Here is a 16949-nt window from a genome sequence, read left to right as displayed (position 1 = left end):
AGTATCTGACTGACACCCGAATGGCGTCAGTGAAGTGTCTGGCTCGAAGATTCGTCGTCGTTCTCGGCAGTCGTTGATTCGAACTCGATCTCCGCCTGCATGTTCTTTTCAATTTCCCGGCCGATCTCTTCAAGATCGCGGACTTCATTCAGGGGCGGCATCTGATCCAGGCCCGTGAGGTTAAAGTAGTCCAGAAACTGTTTCGTAGTCGCATACATGGCCGGACGGCCGGGAACATCCCGATGCCCAACGACGCGAACCCACTCTCGCTCAAGCAGGGTGCGAATGATATTGCTGCTTACCGTAACACCCCGAATATCCTCGATTTCACCCCGGGTGATGGGCTGCCGGTAGGCGATCAAGGCCAGGGTTTCAAGCAACGCCCGGGAATAGCGCTGGGGCTTTTCCTCAAACAAACGCCCGACCCAGGGCGCGAATTCCTCGCGCACCTGAATACGGTAGCCGCTGGCAACCTTCTTCAATTCAAAACCGCGCCCTTCGCAGGCCGCTTCCAGAAGTACCATGACATGTTCCATTACCTGGCGTGCGGGGCGCTCCTCTTCACTGAACAGGTCCCGGAGCTGGTCGAGAGACAAGGGTTTGCCCGCAGCCAGCAGGGCAGCTTCGGCGATCGCCTGTATTCTCAGCAGGTGTTCTTCGTTCATGGTGTCTGATCCGTATTTCCGTGCTTTGAACGTTGGGAGGCCCTAGCTGGCTGCCCTGGCTCGAACATGAATCGGGCCCAGAACCTCGGCCTGAACAACCTCGATCAGCTGCTCTTTGACCAGCTCAAGCGTGGCCAGGAAGGTCACCACGACGCCGAGCCGGCCCTCTTCAATCGTAAACAGGCTTTCGAATGTCACAAAATGATCGTCCTGAAGCACCGACAGGATTGCGGACATGCGCTCCCGGGTCGAAAGCCTTTCCCGTTCAACATGGTGACTGGTAAACAGGTCTGCCCGCTGAAGCACGCCTTGCAGAGCCAGCAGCATTTCCCGCAAGTCTACATCCGGATGGGGCTGACTGGAGGGCATCTTCGGCAGCGCGGCGGAGGCGGCAAAGGTATCGCGTTCCAGGCGCGGTAATTCATCAATGTCCTCGGCAGCCTGCTTGAACCGTTCGTATTGCTGAAGCCGGCGAATCAGTTCGGCCCGGGGATCAACCTCTTCCTCATCGTCGCTTTCCTGTCGAGGCAACAGCATCCTCGATTTGATCTCCGCCAATGTGGCGGCCATCACCAGGTATTCCGCAGCCAGCTCGAACCGCATGGCCTCCACGGCACCGATGTAATCCATGTATTGCCGGGTAATTTCGCTAACGTCGATGTCCAGAATGTTCATGTTCTGGCGACGGATGAGATACAGCAGAAGATCCAGCGGCCCTTCGAACGCCTCAAGGAAGACCGCAAGGGCGTCCGGCGGAATGTACAAATCCTTGGGAAGATCCACCACCGGCTTGCCGGACACCCGCGCCAGGGGCGACTGCTCCGGTGCAGCGTCCTCGGCTTCGGGCGTGGCCTGATCGGTGGATTCTTCAGTCATAACCTTTCACTCCGGGTCGGCGCACTGGCTGTATGCTCGTGGCACCGACTCCTGCGGATTCAGCGGTAATGAAGCCCCATGGCGGCCCGGACTTCCTCCAGGGTGTCGCGGGCGGCGTCACGGGCGTGTTCGCGACCTTCCTGGAGAATGGAATGAACCAGATCCGGATTGCCCTCATACTCCCGCGCGCGTTCGTGGAGCGGACGCTGCTCCTCGACAATCGCGTCAATCAACGGCTTCTTGCAATCCAGGCAACCGATGCCGGCACTGCGACAACCGGTCTGCACCCACTCCTGAGTGTCAGCATCGGAATAGATCTTGTGCATTCCCCACACCGGGCACTTTTCGGGCTCACCCGCATCGGTGCGCCGGACCCGTTGGGGGTCGGTCTGCATGGTGCGAACCTTCTGGGCTACGCTGTCCGGCTCTTCCCGCAGACCGATATAGTTGTTGTAGGACTTGGACATTTTCTGCCCATCCAGCCCCGGCAACTTGGATTCCGGCGTCAGCAGCGGTTGGGGCTCCGGCAAAATCACCTTACCGCCACCTTCAATGTAACCGTAAAGACGCTCACGATCGCCCAGGGAGATATTCTGTTGTTCTTTCAACAGAGCACGGGCCGTTTCCAGAGCGTCCATGTCGCCCTCTTCCTGGTAACGCCTCTTGAGATTGCGATAGAGCTTGGCGTTTTTCTTGCCCATCTTCACGATGGCACCTTCCGCCTGCTCTTCAAAGCCTGGCTCACGACCATAGATGTGGTTGAACCGGCGCGCGATTTCCCGGGTGATTTCAACGTGGGAAACCTGATCTGCACCAACGGGCACTTTTCCTGCCCGGTAAACCAGAATATCTGCACTCTGAAGCAGCGGGTAACCCAGGAACCCGTAAGTCGCCAGATCCTTCTCCCGCAGCTTCTCCTGCTGATCCTTGAACGTCGGCACGCGTTCCAGCCACCCGAGTGGCGTGATCATCGAGAGCAGCAGATGCAGTTCGGCGTGCTCGGGCACCTGAGACTGGATAAACATCGTGGACGAGCCCGGGTTCACGCCGGCCGCCAGCCAATCGATGACCATATCCCAGACGCTTTGTTCAATGCCGGAGGGGTCATCGTAGTTGGTGGTGAGTGCGTGCCAGTCCGCCACAAAGAAAAAACATTCGAATTCATGCTGGAGTTTAACCCAGTTTTTCAGCACACCGTGGTAGTGGCCAAGGTGAAGCTTGCCGGTCGGACGCATGCCGGACAAAACCCTTTGCTGGGAATCTACAGAACTCAAAGCACGAACTCCTTATTTGGTATTGGAACCGCCATCATAGTTCAGGCGACCCGCCATTATAAATAAAAAACCCCCGCTCTGCAGGGCAGAAACGGGGGTTTTTACTGAAAGAAGGCCAGCTTACCAGCCAGTGACTTCCTTCAGGGCCTGACCGATCTCGGCCAGACTGCGTACGGTGCGAACACCAGCGTCTTCCAGGGCGGCAAACTTATCGTCTGCTGTACCCTTGCCACCGGAGATGATGGCGCCCGCATGGCCCATGCGCTTGCCCGGAGGCGCAGTAACACCAGCGATGTAGGAAACCACCGGCTTGGAGACGTTCTGCTTGATGTAGGCCGCAGCTTCTTCCTCGGCGGTACCGCCGATCTCGCCAATCATCACAATGGCTTCTGTCTCGGGATCTTTCTCGAGCAGGGCCAGAATGTCGATGAAGTTGGAGCCCGGGATCGGGTCACCACCGATACCGATACAGGTGGACTGACCGTAGCCGAAGTCAGTGGTCTGCTTGACCGCTTCGTAAGTCAGGGTGCCTGAACGGGAGACGATGCCAACCTTGCCCTTCTTGTGGATGTGGCCAGGCATAATGCCGATCTTGCACTCGTCCGGAGTGATAACACCCGGGCAGTTCGGACCAATCATGCGAACGCCTTTGCGATCCACGTATTCTTTGGCGTACAGCATATCGATAGTCGGGATACCTTCAGTGATACATACGATCAGCTGAATGCCGGCATCCGCCGCTTCGATGATGGCGTCCTTACAGAACGGCGCAGGTACGTAGATAACGGTAGCTTCAGCGCCGGTTGCTTCAACGGCGTCACGCACGGTGTTGAACACCGGCAGACCCAGATGCTCGGTACCGCCCTTGCCGGGGCTGACGCCACCAACCATCTTGGTGCCGTAGGCGATCGCCTGCTCTGAGTGGAAGGTGCCCTGTGCGCCGGTAAAGCCCTGACAGATAACCTTGGTGTCTTTGTTAATCAGGATGCTCATTATTTACCCCCTGCGGCTTTAACAACTTGCTCTGCCGCATTCGACAGACTGGTAGCGGCAATGATGTTCAGACCGCTCTCGGCGAGTACCTGAGTACCCTTCTCCGCGTTGTTGCCTTCAAGGCGAACCACAACAGGAACCTTGACGCCGACTTCCTTCACGGCACCGATGATGCCCTCTGCAATCATGTCGCAGCGAACGATACCACCGAAGATGTTGACCAGAACCGCCTTCACATTCGAGTCAGACAGGATGATCTTGAATGCCTCGGAAACACGCTCCTTGGTTGCACCGCCGCCAACGTCCAGGAAGTTGGCAGGCTGGCCGCCGGACAGCTTGATGATGTCCATGGTACCCATGGCCAGGCCGGCACCGTTGACCATGCAGCCGATGTTGCCTTCCAGGGCCACGTAGTTGAGCTCCCACTTGGCCGCTTCCGCTTCCCGGGAATCTTCCTGGGAGGGATCGTGCATCTCGTGGATCTTCTTCTGACGGTACAGCGCGTTGCCATCAACGCCCACTTTGGCGTCCAGGCAGTGCAGGTCGCCTGCAGGCGTGATAACCAGCGGGTTGATTTCAACCAGTGCCAGATCGCACTCTTCGAACAGCTTGGCCAGACCAACGAAGATCTTGGTGAACTGCCCGATCTGCTTGCCCTCGAGGCCCAGCTTGAACGCCAGCTCGCGGCCCTGGTATGGCTGTGCGCCAACCAGCGGATCGACTTCAGCTTTCAGAATCTTCTCGGGAGTTTCTTCTGCAACCTTCTCGATCTCAACACCGCCTTCGGTGGAGGCCATGAATACGATACGACGTGTACCACGGTCGACAACCGCGCCCAGGTACAGCTCCTGGTCGATGTCGGTGAGGGATTCAACCAGAATCTTGCTGACCGGCTGGCCATTCTCGTCTGTCTGGTAGGTTACCAGGTTCTTGCCCAACCACTTCTCGGCAAACTCACGGATCTCTTCTTTGCTCTTGACCAGCTTTACACCGCCAGCCTTACCACGGCCACCTGCGTGCACCTGGGCCTTAACAACCCATGCATCACCGCCGATTTCACCAGCTGCGTCGACAGCTTCTTTCGGAGTATCACAGGCAATGCCCTTGGATACTGGCAGGCCATATTCAGCGAAAAGCTGTTTGCCCTGATATTCATGCAAATTCATAGTTAATGTCCCGAATTAAAAAATTCCTGGTTTGCGTTACTTCTTCTTGCGGCGGTTGGCGATGTGAATCGCGCCACCACCGACGGCCAGAGCTGCTTCATGCACGGACTCGGACAGAGTCGGATGTGCAAAGCAGGTCAGGGCCAGATCTTCGGCGCTGGAACCGAATTCCATGGCGATTACGCCCTGGGCAACGATTTCAGAGGCCTGGGGACCCACTACATGGAAACCGACGATGCGGTCGGTTTTCGCGTCAGCGATGATCTTGACCAGACCAGATGCCGAGTTTGCAGCCATGGCACGTCCGTTGGCTGCAAACGGGAAGGTACCCACGTTGTATTCCTCACCCTCGGCCTTCATCTGCTCCTCGGTTTTACCCACCCAGGCAATTTCCGGGAAGGTGTATACAACGTTCGGGATGCAGTCGTAGTTGACCTGAGGCTTGTGCCCGGCAATACGCTCCGCAACCATGATGCCTTCTTCAGACGCTTTGTGGGCCAGCATCGGACCGCGGACCACGTCACCGATCGCCCAGACACCCGGGGCTTCGGTTTTACAGTTGTCATCAACGAAGATAAAGCCACGCTCGTCCATCTGGACGCCCGCATCTTCGGACAGCAGGTTATCGGTGTAGGGCCGACGGCCAACCGCGACAATCAACTTGTCAAACTTGGCTTCCTGCTTGCCCTTGGAATCTTCATAGGTGACGTTGACCAGCTTCCGCTTGACTTCAGCGCCGGTCATACGCGCACCCATGACGATGTTCAGACCCTGCTTCTGGAACTGCTTGAGGGCGTCCTTGGCAACCTGCTGGTCCACCGCCGGCAGGAAAGTATCCACGGCTTCCAGGACCGTCACCTCGGAGCCCAAACGCGCCCATACACTGCCAAGCTCCAGGCCGATAACGCCCGCGCCGATCACACCCAGACGCTTGGGAACCTCGGTAAACTCAAGGGCGCCCTCGGAATCCACGATGTGGTCGCCGTCGAAAGGTGCGGGCGGAATCTGGATCGGCTTGGAGCCGGTCGCCAGAATCACGTTGTCCGCTTCGTAGGTCTTGGAATTGCCGTCCTTGTCGGTCACTTCCACCTTACGGTTCGCCAACAACTTACCGTGGCCGTGAATGGAGGTAACGCCGTTGGACTTGAACAGTCCCGCAATACCGCCAGTAAGCTGCTTAACGATGCCGAGCTTGCGCTCCATCATCTTGCCGATGTCCATTTTGACATCCTTGGCGATGATGCCCTGCATCTCGTAGTCGTGGGTGGTTTCCTCAAACTTGTGGGAAATCTCCAGCAGTGCCTTGGAAGGTATGCAGCCGACGTTCAGGCAGGTACCACCGAGCACCTGTGACTTACCGTCTTCAGAGGTCCAAGATTCAACACAGGCGGTCTTCAGACCAAGCTGTGCTGCTTTGATGGCGGCTACGTACCCACCGGGGCCTGCGCCAATGACAATGACGTCGTACTTATCAGACATAGTTTATCCCGTTTTCCGATTCGTTAAGTGTCGGCTCAGACGTCCAGCAGAATACGTGCCGGGTCTTCAAGCATTTCCTTGATGGCAACCAGGAACTGTACCGCTTCCTTGCCATCAATCATTCGGTGGTCATAAGAAAGTGCCAGATACATCATTGGCTGGATTTCCACTTTGCCATTCACCGCCATTGGGCGCTCCTGGATCTTGTGCATACCCAGAATTGCAGTCTGCGGCGGATTCAGGATCGGCGTGGAAATCAGTGAACCGAAGATACCACCGTTGGTAATAGTGAAGGTGCCGCCAGTCATATCTTCAATGGCCAGCTTGCCCTCTTTGGCCTTGGTGCCGTACTCGACGATCTTCTTCTCGATGTCGGCCAGCCCCATGGCGTCGGAATCACGAAGTACCGGAACCACCAGACCACGATCCGTGGATACCGCCACACCAATATCCTGGTAGCCGTGGTAAACCATGTCGTTACCATCGATGGACGCATTCACCGCCGGGAAACGCTTCAGGGCTTCTGTGGCCGCCTTGGTAAAGAACGACATGAAGCCCAGCTTGATACCGTGACGCTTCACAAAGCTGTCCTGGTACTGCTTGCGCATCTCCATGATCGGGCCCATGTTCACCTCGTTAAAGGTGGTCAGCATGGCTGCGCTCTGCTGGGCATTAACCAGACGCTTGGCGATGCTCGCACGCAGGCGGGTCATCGGTACGCGCTTCTCGGGACGTTCGCCCTGGCTGACGTTGACTTCCGGCATACCAGCCGCAGGCTGGGGTGCGGCAGCACCGCCGGAGGACTTGGCGCTGTCTACGTGGTTCTGAACGTCTTCCTTGGTTACGCGGCCATCTTTACCGGTACCCTTGATGCTGTTCGGATCGACGTTATTTTCCTCAGCCAGCTTTCGGGCCGCCGGGCTCAGGATGGCTTCGCCGGAAGATGCCTCACTCTTGGCTTCTTCCTTCGGAGCCTCTTCCTTGCTTTCTTCTTTCTTACCCTCGGCAGGCTTGGATTCGCCCTTGGCGCCTTCCTTGAACTTGCCGACTACCTCACCACTTTCAACGGTATCGCCTTCGTTCTTGATGATTTCCTCAATCACGCCATCAGCAGGCGCAACAACCTCAAGAACAACCTTGTCGGTCTCGATATCGACAATCAGCTCGTCACGGGAGCAGGCTTCACCCGGCTGTTTGTGCCAGGTCGCGACAGTACCTTCCGCGACCGACTCCGGGAAAACGGGGGCTTTAATCTCAGTTGACATTACAGATCCTTAGTTCGGTAGCTCGTCAAATTTCAAACGCGTCGTTAACCAGTTTCTTCTGCTCTTCAATGTGGACCGACATGTGTCCACAGGCAGGAGCAGCCGAAGCGTCACGACCGGCATACTGAAGGTACAGCTTGGGGTTCAGGCGGTGCAGCGCATTTCGCATATGATGCTGGCTGCAGTACCAGGCACCCTGGTTCATCGGCTCTTCCTGACACCAGACAACGTGCTTGAGCTTGGTGTAATGGCTCAGCAGTTCGTCAAGGTCATCCCCCGGGAACGGATAGAGCTGTTCGATGCGCACGATGGCGACGTCGTCACGCTCATCCGCCTTCTTCCTTTCGAGGAGATCGAAATACACCTTGCCGCTGCACATGATCAGGCGCGTTACCTTCTTCGGATCCGAAGGCTCCTTCTCGGGCAGAACCGTCTTGAAAGTCCCTGTGGTCAGGTCATCCAGATCGGAGGTGGCCTCCTTGTGCCGCAGCAGACTCTTCGGCGTGATCGCCACCAGCGGCTTACGCAGCGGGCGTTTGACCTGGCGACGCAGCATATGGAACACCTGCGACGGCGTTGTCGGCACACACACCTGAATGTTGTGCTCGGCACTCAGCTGAAGGAACCGCTCCAGGCGCGCGGAACTATGCTCCGGCCCCTGCCCCTCATAGCCATGGGGCAGCAACAGGGTCAGCCCACAGAGGCGGCCCCACTTGTGCTCGCCACTGGTGAGGAACTGGTCGATCACAACCTGGGCGCCATTGGCAAAGTCGCCGAACTGGGCTTCCCAGACCACGAGACCGTCGGGCGCTGTGGTGGCATAGCCATATTCAAACGCCATTACCGCTTCTTCAGACAGCAACGAGTCGTAGATCTCGAATTTCGGCTGGTCTTCGGACAATTGCTCAAGCGCAATGTGCGTCGACCCGTCCTTCTGATTGTGCAGAACGGCATGACGGTGTGAGAAGGTGCCGCGACCAATATCCTGGCCAGTGAGGCGAATCGGGTGCCCCTCGTTCAGCAGGGTCGCGTAGGCCATGACCTCGCCATACCCCCAGTTGATCGGCAGCGCACCCGCGGTCATCTTTTCACGGTCCGAGACGATCTTGGACACCTGACGCTGAACACTGAAACCTTCGGGAATCGACGTCAGCTGCTTGCCCAGCTTCTGAATTGTCTTCAGAGGGACGCTGGATTTGCACTTGGCAGTCCACTCATGGCCAAGATAGGGAGTCCAGTCTACGTAGAGCTCCTTGTTGGGCTCTTTGACCAGGGATTTGACCACGTGCTCGCCGTTATCCAGCGCATCACGGTAGTCGTTCTCCATCTGCTTGGCGTCGTCCTCACTGATCACACCCGCTTCCAGCAACTGATCTGCGTAGATGTTGCGAGTGGTCTTCAGCTTACGGATCTTTTCATACATGACAGGCTGGGTCGCGGCGGGCTCATCAGCCTCGTTGTGACCGCGACGACGGTAGCAAACCAGATCAATAACGACGTCATTCTTGAACTCGTTGCGATAGTCCATGGCCATCTGGGTGACGAACATCACCGCTTCCGGATCGTCCGCATTCACATGCAGAATCGGAGCCTGGATCATCTTGGCAACGTCGGTGCAGTATTCGGTAGACCGTGCGTCTTCCTGCTTGCTGGTGGTAAAACCAACCTGGTTGTTGATCACGATATGAATGGTGCCACCAACCCCGAAGCCACGGGTCTGTGACATCTGGAAGGTTTCCATCACGACGCCCTGGCCGGCAAAGGCAGCATCGCCGTGCATGATGATGGGAACCACCTTGTTGCCCTCATCATCTTCGCGACGGGTCTGGCGTGCGCGGACAGAGCCTTCAACCACCGGAGACACGATTTCCAGGTGAGACGGGTTGAACGCCATGGCCAGGTGGACTTCCCCGCCGGGGGTCATCACGTTGGATGAAAAGCCCTGATGGTATTTCACATCACCGGATCCGGAATCCGCCAGCTTCTTGCCTTCAAACTCGTCAAAAAGCTCTTTCGGGTTCTTGCCCAGGGTATTGACCAGAACGTTCAGGCGGCCCCGGTGGGCCATACCCAGAACGATCTCCTTGGCGCCGTAGGAGCCAGCGCGCTGAATCAGCTCATCAAGGCAGGGAATCAGGCTCTCAGCGCCTTCCAGGCCAAAACGCTTGACGCCCGGATAGCGGGAACCGAGGTATTTTTCGAGGCCTTCGGCGGCGGTGAGGCGCTCGAGAATGTGCTTGCGGGTCTTGGCTTCGTATTCCGGCCGTGAGCGAACCGGCTCCATACGCTGCTGGAACCACCGCTTGATACGGGTATCGACGACATGCATGTACTCTGCGCCAATGCTCTCGCAATAAGTCAGGCGCAGACCTTCGACGATGTCGCGAAGCTTCATGGTCTCGGAACCCAGGTTCAGGGAACCGGTCTGAAATTCCAGATCGCTGTCGGAATCCGAGAGTTCATGAAACGAGGGGTCCAGATCTTCAACCTTGGGACGCTGCCATACGCCCAGCGGGTCAAGCTTTGCTTCCTGATGACCGCGGAACCGGAATGCGTTAATCAGCTGGAGAACACGAATCTGTTTTTTGTCTGCATCAGATGTTGCACTGGCGGGAACACCGCCACTGGACAGAAAACGCTGATTACGGGAAATGTGTTCAAACTGTTCGCGGATGGAAGAGTGGACGATGTCGCGGCCCTGATAGCCATCGACACTGGGGAGCTTGTCGAAATAGCTCCGCCACTCTTCGGGAACGGCATTGGGGTCTGTCAGGTAGGTTTCAAAAAGCTGTTCAACATAGGCGAGATTTCCACCCTGAAGGTGGGAAGTCTGCCATAACTGCTCCATTATGCTTTCGTGCATCTTGAATAGCTCACCTTGGGCTGGTGCGGGGAGCCCGATATGGTCGGCCAGGGGTATATCTCAGTCAATACGGGTTTTTACGGGATCGACTTTGGCCACCACACCCGACATGGATGCTTTCCATTCCCCGGTGGTTTTTATACTCAGCAAAACAGGGAGAAAACTTTATAAGTTCCCGCCACGGCTTGCGTAGTGTGCACCCGGGTAAGACTTTTGACTATAAGCCTTTGGTTGAAGGCCCCGCAAACTTGCGAGGCCTTCCGGGTACTAACCTGATCAGAACAGTATAGCGTCTGAGTGAAATCCTGCTGCTTAAGTCGCCCGCTGCAGCAGAAGATTCCGAATATGGCCGATAGCCCTTGTGGGGTTCAGACCTTTCGGGCAAACACTGACACAGTTCATGATGCCCCGGCAGCGGAATACGCTGAACGGATCATCCAGGTTGGCAAGCCGCTCGTCCTGCGCCGTATCCCGGCTGTCAGCCAGGAAACGGTAGGCCTGCAGCAGGCCGGCAGGACCGATGAACTTGTCCGGATTCCACCAGAACGACGGGCAGGCAGTGGAGCAGCAGGCACAGAGGATACACTCGTACAGGCCGTCCAGCTTCTCGCGATCTTCCGGAGACTGCAGGCGTTCGATCGCAGGCGCGGGCTTGTCGTTTATCAGGTATGGCATGACTTTCTCGTACTGCTTGTAGAAGAGGCTCATGTCGACAACCAGATCCCGAATAACCGGCAGACCCGGCAGCGGGCGCAACACCAGCTTGTCGCCTTTCACCACCTGGGAAACAGGAGTGATACACGCCAGGCCGTTCTTGCCGTTCATGTTCATGCCATCCGAACCGCATACCCCCTCACGACAGGAGCGACGGTAGGCCATGGAAGGGTCGCCTTCCTTGATCAGGTTCAGGACGTCAAGGACCATCAGATCCTTGCCTTCCGGAATCTCGACATTCACGTCCTGCATATAGGGCGCGTTGTCGGTTTCCGGGTTATAACGATAAAGGCTTACTAACATTTTCGGCGTCCCCCTTAGTAAGTCCGGACCTTCGGCTCAAACGTGTCCACAGTCTTCGGCGCGAAATTGACATCTCGCTTACCAACACGCTTCTCCAGCGGGAAGTACATGGAATGCTTGAGCCAGTTTTCATCGTCACGCTCGGTGAAGTCGTTCCTGGCGTGGGCGCCACGGCTTTCCTTACGCTCAAACGCGGAAATCGCTGTGGACAGAGCAACCTCATACAGGTTGTCCAGCTCGAGCGCTTCAATGCGGGCCGTGTTGAAAGCGTTACTGGTATCGGCCAGCTTGGTGTTGCGAACACGCTCGCCAATGGCTTCCAGCTTCTTCAAGCCCTCTTCCATGCTGTTGCCATCACGGAATACACCGAAGTAAAGCTGCATGCAGTTCTGGAGATCCTTACGAACCTCAGCCACGCTCTCGCCCTCGGAGGCACTGTTCAGGCGATCAAGCCGCGCCATGGCACGCTTGATGTCCTCTTCGCTGGCAGCGTCGACTTCAAAGCCGCCGCGGAGCTGTTCTTCGATGTGCAGACCCGCCGCGCGACCAAAGACCACCAGATCCAGAAGCGAGTTACCACCGAGGCGGTTGGCACCGTGCACGGAGACGCAGGCAGCCTCACCACAGGCAAACAAGCCTGGAATCGGCTTGTCCTTGCCGTTTTCGTCCTGGGTCAGCGCCTGACCACCGACGTTGGTCGGGATACCACCCATCATGTAGTGACAGGTCGGCACTACAGGGATCGGCTCTTTAACCGGATCGACGTGCGCAAAGGTACGGGACAGCTCACAGATGCCCGGCAGTCGCAGATTCAGGGTTTCTTCACCCAGGTGATCCAGCTTCAACAGCACGTGATCCTTGTCGGGACCACATCCGCGGCCTTCGAGAATCTCGATAACCATGGCCCGGGCAACAACGTCCCGGCCCGCCAGGTCCTTCGCGTTCGGAGCATAGCGCTCCATGAAACGCTCACCTTCGGCATTAATCAGGTAACCACCCTCACCCCGGCAACCTTCGGTCACCAGTGTACCGGCACCGTAGATACCGGTCGGATGGAACTGCCACATTTCCATGTCCTGCATCGGGAAACCGGCGCGCAGCGCCATGCCAATGCCGTCGCCGGTATTGATCAGGGCGTTGGTTGTGGAGGCGTAAATACGGCCTGCACCACCGGTAGCCAGAACGGTTGCCTTGCACTTGATGTAGGCAACTTCGCCAGTTTCCACCTCAATGGCAACCACACCTACAACTTCGTCCTTGCTGTTCTTGACGAGATCTACCGCGTACCACTCATTAAGAAAGGTAGTACCGCCCTTGATGTTCGCCTGGTAAAGAGTGTGAAGAAGCGCATGGCCAGTACGGTCAGCCGCGGCACACGTACGTGCAGCCTGAGTCGGGTTATCCGGACCCTTGGACTGACCACCGAACGGACGCTGATAAATGCGGCCCTGCTCGGTACGAGAGAAAGGAAGACCCATGTGCTCAAGCTCGAATACCGCCTGAGGCCCCACGGAACACATGTACTCAACGGCGTCCTGGTCGGCAATGTAGTCCGAACCTTTTACCGTGTCATACATGTGCCAGCGCCAGTCGTCGTTAGGATCGGCACTTGCGATCGCGCAGGTGATACCGCCCTGGGCAGAGACCGTATGAGACCGCGTAGGAAAAACTTTGGTGATACACGCGGTATTGACGCCGGACTCGGTCAGCTGAAGCGCGGCACGCATGCCGGACCCGCCGCCGCCGATAACAATCGCGTCAAAAGACATGGTCTTGATATTAGCCATCGATTAAAGCCCCCAAAGAATCTGAATGCCCCAAACCACATATACGAACATGGTCAGCCCACAAGCCGCCTGCACGATAAACCTGGGACCCATGGCCTTGATATAGTCCGTGGTCACCGTCCAGAGCCCTACCCAGGCATGAGCACCAATTGAGAGCAGTGCCATCAAGGTAAAGATACGGAACCAGGTCTGGTCAAACAGCGCGTTCCAGGTGTCATAGTTAACTTCAGTCGTCAACATATAACCGAGCAGGAAAATTGTATACAAAGCAAGTACGTAGGCGGTTACCCGCTGGATCAGCCAGTCGAAGACACCACTGCGACCCAGGTTTGTGACGCTGTTTACCATACCCAGACTCCTGCCAGAACGATGAGAATGACGGAAACCACAATCGTGATCTTCGAGGCGAGGCGGCCGCTCTCGAGCTCTTCACCAATGCCCATGTCCATGAACAGGTGCTTGATACCCGCAACCAGGTGGTACAACAGAGCAGACAAGATGCCCCAGATAATCAGCTTGGCAAGGAAGCTGTCCAGCAGTTCATTGACGCGACTGAAGCCCTCTTCCCCGGACAGGGAAAGCTGAAGTCCGTAAAGCATGAACGCAACACCAACAAAAATGATGATGCCGCTGATACGGTGCAATATGGACGTAATGGCTGGCAGCGGAAAATGAAACTTGCCGAGATCGAGATTTACTGGTCGTTTGCTATTCACAGCGCTCTCACACTCTCTCTTGGTTCCGCGGGACCGGAAAACCGGATGCGGATGGTTGGTATGTAAGGATCGGCGTGCAGATACGAAACCGGCACACGATTGGCTCAGAAGGGAGGCAACCTCACCGGCAACCCGCTATTTACAGGCAGCGGGAAAAGGTTTATCCCCGATTCCGGGCTAGGGATTATAAGGAGTACCCTAACCAATTACAAACCTGCAACGTCGCCCAGGCCGCGTATTTCAGGGGCTTAAGCAAGCTATAAGGATGATTGACAAATCCTTTTCCACCCCCAATCCGTTGTTATTCGGGATATCCCTGATTTACAGCGAATGTCAAATTATGGCTTTTCCGGACTCTTCCATTGACAAAAAAAGCCAACGCCCTATATTTTGCCGCCAGTTTTGCGATAATACGCGCCTTCCAGGACTCTGCGCGGCAGAAATCGCACCAGGCGATCACAGTGGTGCGACTTTCTACCGCGCAGACTCCAAGCGCATCTATAACTGTAGATAAAGCTGTCAAAGCTGATAAATAGGAGAGCACCATGACCGACAGGAAAGCCACGCTCTCGGTGGGGGACAAGTCCATTGAGCTACCGGTTTATTCCGGCACCGTCGGCCCTGACGTTATCGACGTACGAGGCCTCGTCCAGGAAGGCGTTTTCACATACGATCCCGGGTTCGTATCCACAGCAGCCTGCGAATCGGCCATTACCTACATCGACGGTGCAAACGGCGTTCTCCTGCACCGCGGCTACCCGATTGAACAGCTGGCCGAGCATTCCGACTACCTTGAAGTCTGCTATCTGCTCCTGCACGGTGAGCTTCCGAGCGCGGAAGAGAACAAGCGGTTCCACGACACCATCAAGAACCACACCATGCTGCACGACCAGATGCGGAACTTCTTCCAGGGTTTCCGTCGTGACGCACATCCGATGGCCATCATGTGCGGCGTCGTAGGCGCGCTGTCTGCGTTCTACCATGACCAGATGGACGTAACCAACCAGGAGCAGCGGGAAATCACTGCGCATCGCCTGATCGCAAAAATGCCCACAATTGCCGCCTGGTGTTACAAGTACAGCATCGGCCAACCGTTTGTATACCCGCGCAACGACCTCTCCTATTCCGAGAACTTCCTGCAGATGATGTTTGGCGTTCCCTGCGAGGAATACAAGCCGAACCCGATCCTGGCCAAGGCCATGGACAAAATCTTCATCCTGCACGCGGATCACGAACAGAACGCGTCGACGTCCACGGTACGCCTGGCCGGCTCAACCGGTGCCAACCCCTATGCGTGTATCGCCTCCGGGATTGCAGCTCTGTGGGGACCTGCTCACGGCGGCGCCAACGAGGCAGTGCTGGATATGCTGGCCGAGATTGGCGACGAGTCCAATATCGAGAAATTCATCGCCAAGGCCAAGGATAAGGACGATCCGTTCCGCCTGATGGGCTTCGGCCATCGGGTTTACAAGAACTTTGACCCGCGGGCCAAGGTGATGGCAGAAACTGCTCACGAGGTTCTGACAGAGCTGGGTCTGGAGAACGATCCGCTGCTGAAAATCGCCCAGCGTCTCGAGAAAATCGCGCTGGAGGACGAATACTTCGTTAAGCGCAAGCTCTACCCGAATGTGGATTTTTACTCCGGCCTGATCCTGAAGGCAATTGGAATCCCCACTTCCATGTTCACCGTTATCTTCGCCCTGTCGCGGACCATTGGCTGGTTCTCGCACTGGAACGAAATGGTCAGCGGCGACTACCGCATCGGCCGTCCGCGCCAGCTCTACACTGGCTCGGATTCCCGGGACTATCCGACAAAGTAAAACCCAATTACCGGGTAAGACATGCAAAGGCCGCTGATTCAGCGGCCTTTTTTATTCGCTCCAGCCCCACTCTTCTGTGCTAAGTTAACCCGACGAAAACACGAGAGGAGAAAGCAATGACTACAGCAGCATTTATCGGCCTTGGCGTGATGGGCTATCCGATGGCCGGCCACCTTGCCAAGGCCGGCCTCCCCGTCAGGGTCTGGAACCGGACCTCTGCCAAAGCCGAGCAGTGGGCGACCGAATACTCCGGAACCAGCTGCACCACCATTGCCGAAGCCGTTGATGGCGCCGATATCGTGCTGACCTGCGTTGGCGCCGATACCGACCTGAAAGCCGTCTACGAAGGCGACGCCGGGATTCTCGCCAATGCGTCCGAGGGCGCGGTCCTGATCGACCATACCACCGCCTCCGCCGGCATCGCCGAATACCTGGCCACTGTCGCGCGCAAACACAATATGGGATTTGTCGATGCCCCCGTTTCCGGAGGACAGCAAGGCGCTGAAAACGGCAAACTGACCATCATGTGTGGCGGCTCCGAACAGGACTACGCCAAAGCCGAGCCGATCATGGAGCACTATGCGCGGGCGCTCAACCGGATGGGCCCGGCCGGCAGTGGCCAGAAAACCAAGATGGTAAACCAGATTGCCATTGCCGGCCTTGTCCAGGGGCTCTCAGAGGCCCTGCACTTTGCAGAGCAGGCCGGACTCGATGTGGCGAAAGTGGTGGATGTGATTTCCAAAGGCGCGGCCCAGTCGTGGCAAATGGAAAACCGCTCGGGAACCATGATGGCCGGAGAATTCGAGCACGGCTTCGCCGTTGACTGGATGCGGAAGGACCTGGGAATCTGCCTGGAAGAGGCACGAAAAGTGAATGCCTCACTGCCAGTCACCGCACTGGTGGATCAGTTCTATGCGGATGTGCAGTCGATGGGCGGAAAACGCTGGGACACATCCTCTCTCATTCAGAGGCTGAGGAAGTTCCGGTAAGTCTCTGACGCCGGGGCCAGATGAACGCGTTCATCTGGC

14 protein-coding genes are annotated in these 16949 nt (G+C 56.8%); 2 read left to right on the top strand and 12 right to left on the bottom strand.

Translation table 11 applies throughout. The features are described 5' to 3' along the window. Window positions 1-26 precede the first annotated feature (26 nt). The 12 genes from scpB to sdhC all read right to left on the bottom strand — a co-directional run bounded on the left by scpB (window position 27) and on the right by sdhC (window position 14101). A complete protein-coding gene (scpB, locus tag BM035_RS14875; protein WP_008174401.1) occupies window positions 27-665 on the bottom strand; it encodes an SMC-Scp complex subunit ScpB in 639 nt (212 codons plus the stop codon). A gap of 42 nt (window positions 666-707) precedes the next feature. Continuing rightward, a complete protein-coding gene (locus tag BM035_RS14870; RefSeq protein WP_092032874.1) occupies window positions 708-1541 on the bottom strand; it encodes a segregation and condensation protein A in 834 nt (277 codons plus the stop codon). A 59-nt stretch (window positions 1542-1600) separates the two neighbouring features. After that, the gene (locus BM035_RS14865) at window positions 1601-2815 is read right to left on the bottom strand and encodes a tryptophan--tRNA ligase (RefSeq protein ID WP_075267709.1); all 1215 of its coding nucleotides are present in this window, start codon (window positions 2813-2815) and stop codon (window positions 1601-1603) included. A gap of 120 nt (window positions 2816-2935) precedes the next feature. Next, a complete protein-coding gene (gene sucD / locus BM035_RS14860) occupies window positions 2936-3808 on the bottom strand; it encodes a succinate--CoA ligase subunit alpha (protein ID WP_008174394.1) in 873 nt (290 codons plus the stop codon). Then, complete coding sequence (gene sucC, locus BM035_RS14855) at window positions 3808-4974, bottom strand: ADP-forming succinate--CoA ligase subunit beta (RefSeq protein WP_092032871.1); 1167 nt, start codon at window positions 4972-4974, stop codon at window positions 3808-3810. The genes sucD and sucC overlap by 1 nt, the downstream gene beginning before the upstream one ends. 36 nt (window positions 4975-5010) lie before the next feature. Next, complete coding sequence (gene lpdA, locus BM035_RS14850; RefSeq protein WP_092032868.1) at window positions 5011-6453, bottom strand: dihydrolipoyl dehydrogenase; 1443 nt, start codon at window positions 6451-6453, stop codon at window positions 5011-5013. A 35-nt stretch (window positions 6454-6488) separates the two neighbouring features. Further along, on the bottom strand, window positions 6489-7718 hold the full coding sequence (gene odhB / locus BM035_RS14845; protein WP_014576927.1) for a 2-oxoglutarate dehydrogenase complex dihydrolipoyllysine-residue succinyltransferase: 1230 nt from the start codon (window positions 7716-7718) through the stop codon (window positions 6489-6491). Between the two features lie 25 nt (window positions 7719-7743). Continuing rightward, window positions 7744-10581 carry a 2-oxoglutarate dehydrogenase E1 component gene (locus BM035_RS14840; protein WP_092032865.1) on the bottom strand — a complete coding sequence of 946 codons (2838 nt, stop codon included), beginning with the start codon at window positions 10579-10581 and terminating at the stop codon, window positions 7744-7746. Window positions 10582-10893: 312 nt separating this feature from the next. After that, on the bottom strand, window positions 10894-11598 hold the full coding sequence (locus tag BM035_RS14835) for a succinate dehydrogenase iron-sulfur subunit (RefSeq protein WP_092032863.1): 705 nt from the start codon (window positions 11596-11598) through the stop codon (window positions 10894-10896). 14 nt (window positions 11599-11612) lie between these two features. Beyond that, window positions 11613-13385, bottom strand: a complete 1773-nt coding sequence (sdhA, locus tag BM035_RS14830) for a succinate dehydrogenase flavoprotein subunit (RefSeq protein ID WP_092032860.1) — start codon at window positions 13383-13385, stop codon at window positions 11613-11615. Between the two features lie 3 nt (window positions 13386-13388). Continuing rightward, window positions 13389-13733 carry a succinate dehydrogenase, hydrophobic membrane anchor protein gene (sdhD, locus tag BM035_RS14825; protein WP_092032857.1) on the bottom strand — a complete coding sequence of 115 codons (345 nt, stop codon included), beginning with the start codon at window positions 13731-13733 and terminating at the stop codon, window positions 13389-13391. After that, a complete protein-coding gene (gene sdhC, locus BM035_RS14820) occupies window positions 13727-14101 on the bottom strand; it encodes a succinate dehydrogenase, cytochrome b556 subunit (protein ID WP_092032854.1) in 375 nt (124 codons plus the stop codon). The genes sdhD and sdhC overlap by 7 nt, the downstream gene beginning before the upstream one ends. Window positions 14102-14646: 545 nt before the next feature. Here sdhC and gltA point away from each other — a divergent pair. Both gltA and BM035_RS14810 read left to right on the top strand, forming a co-directional pair. Next, entirely contained in the window at window positions 14647-15921 is a 1275-nt protein-coding gene (gene gltA / locus BM035_RS14815) for a citrate synthase (RefSeq protein ID WP_092032851.1), read from the top strand. Window positions 15922-16037: 116 nt separating this feature from the next. Then, the gene (locus BM035_RS14810) at window positions 16038-16910 is read left to right on the top strand and encodes an NAD(P)-dependent oxidoreductase (protein WP_092032848.1); all 873 of its coding nucleotides are present in this window, start codon (window positions 16038-16040) and stop codon (window positions 16908-16910) included. Window positions 16911-16949 lie beyond the last annotated feature (39 nt).

Origin of the sequence: Marinobacter sp. DSM 26671 (assembly GCF_900112835.1) — a bacterium.
Lineage (GTDB): Bacteria > Pseudomonadota > Gammaproteobacteria > Pseudomonadales > Oleiphilaceae > Marinobacter > Marinobacter flavimaris.
This window is presented reverse-complemented; position numbering and strand designations above follow the sequence as displayed.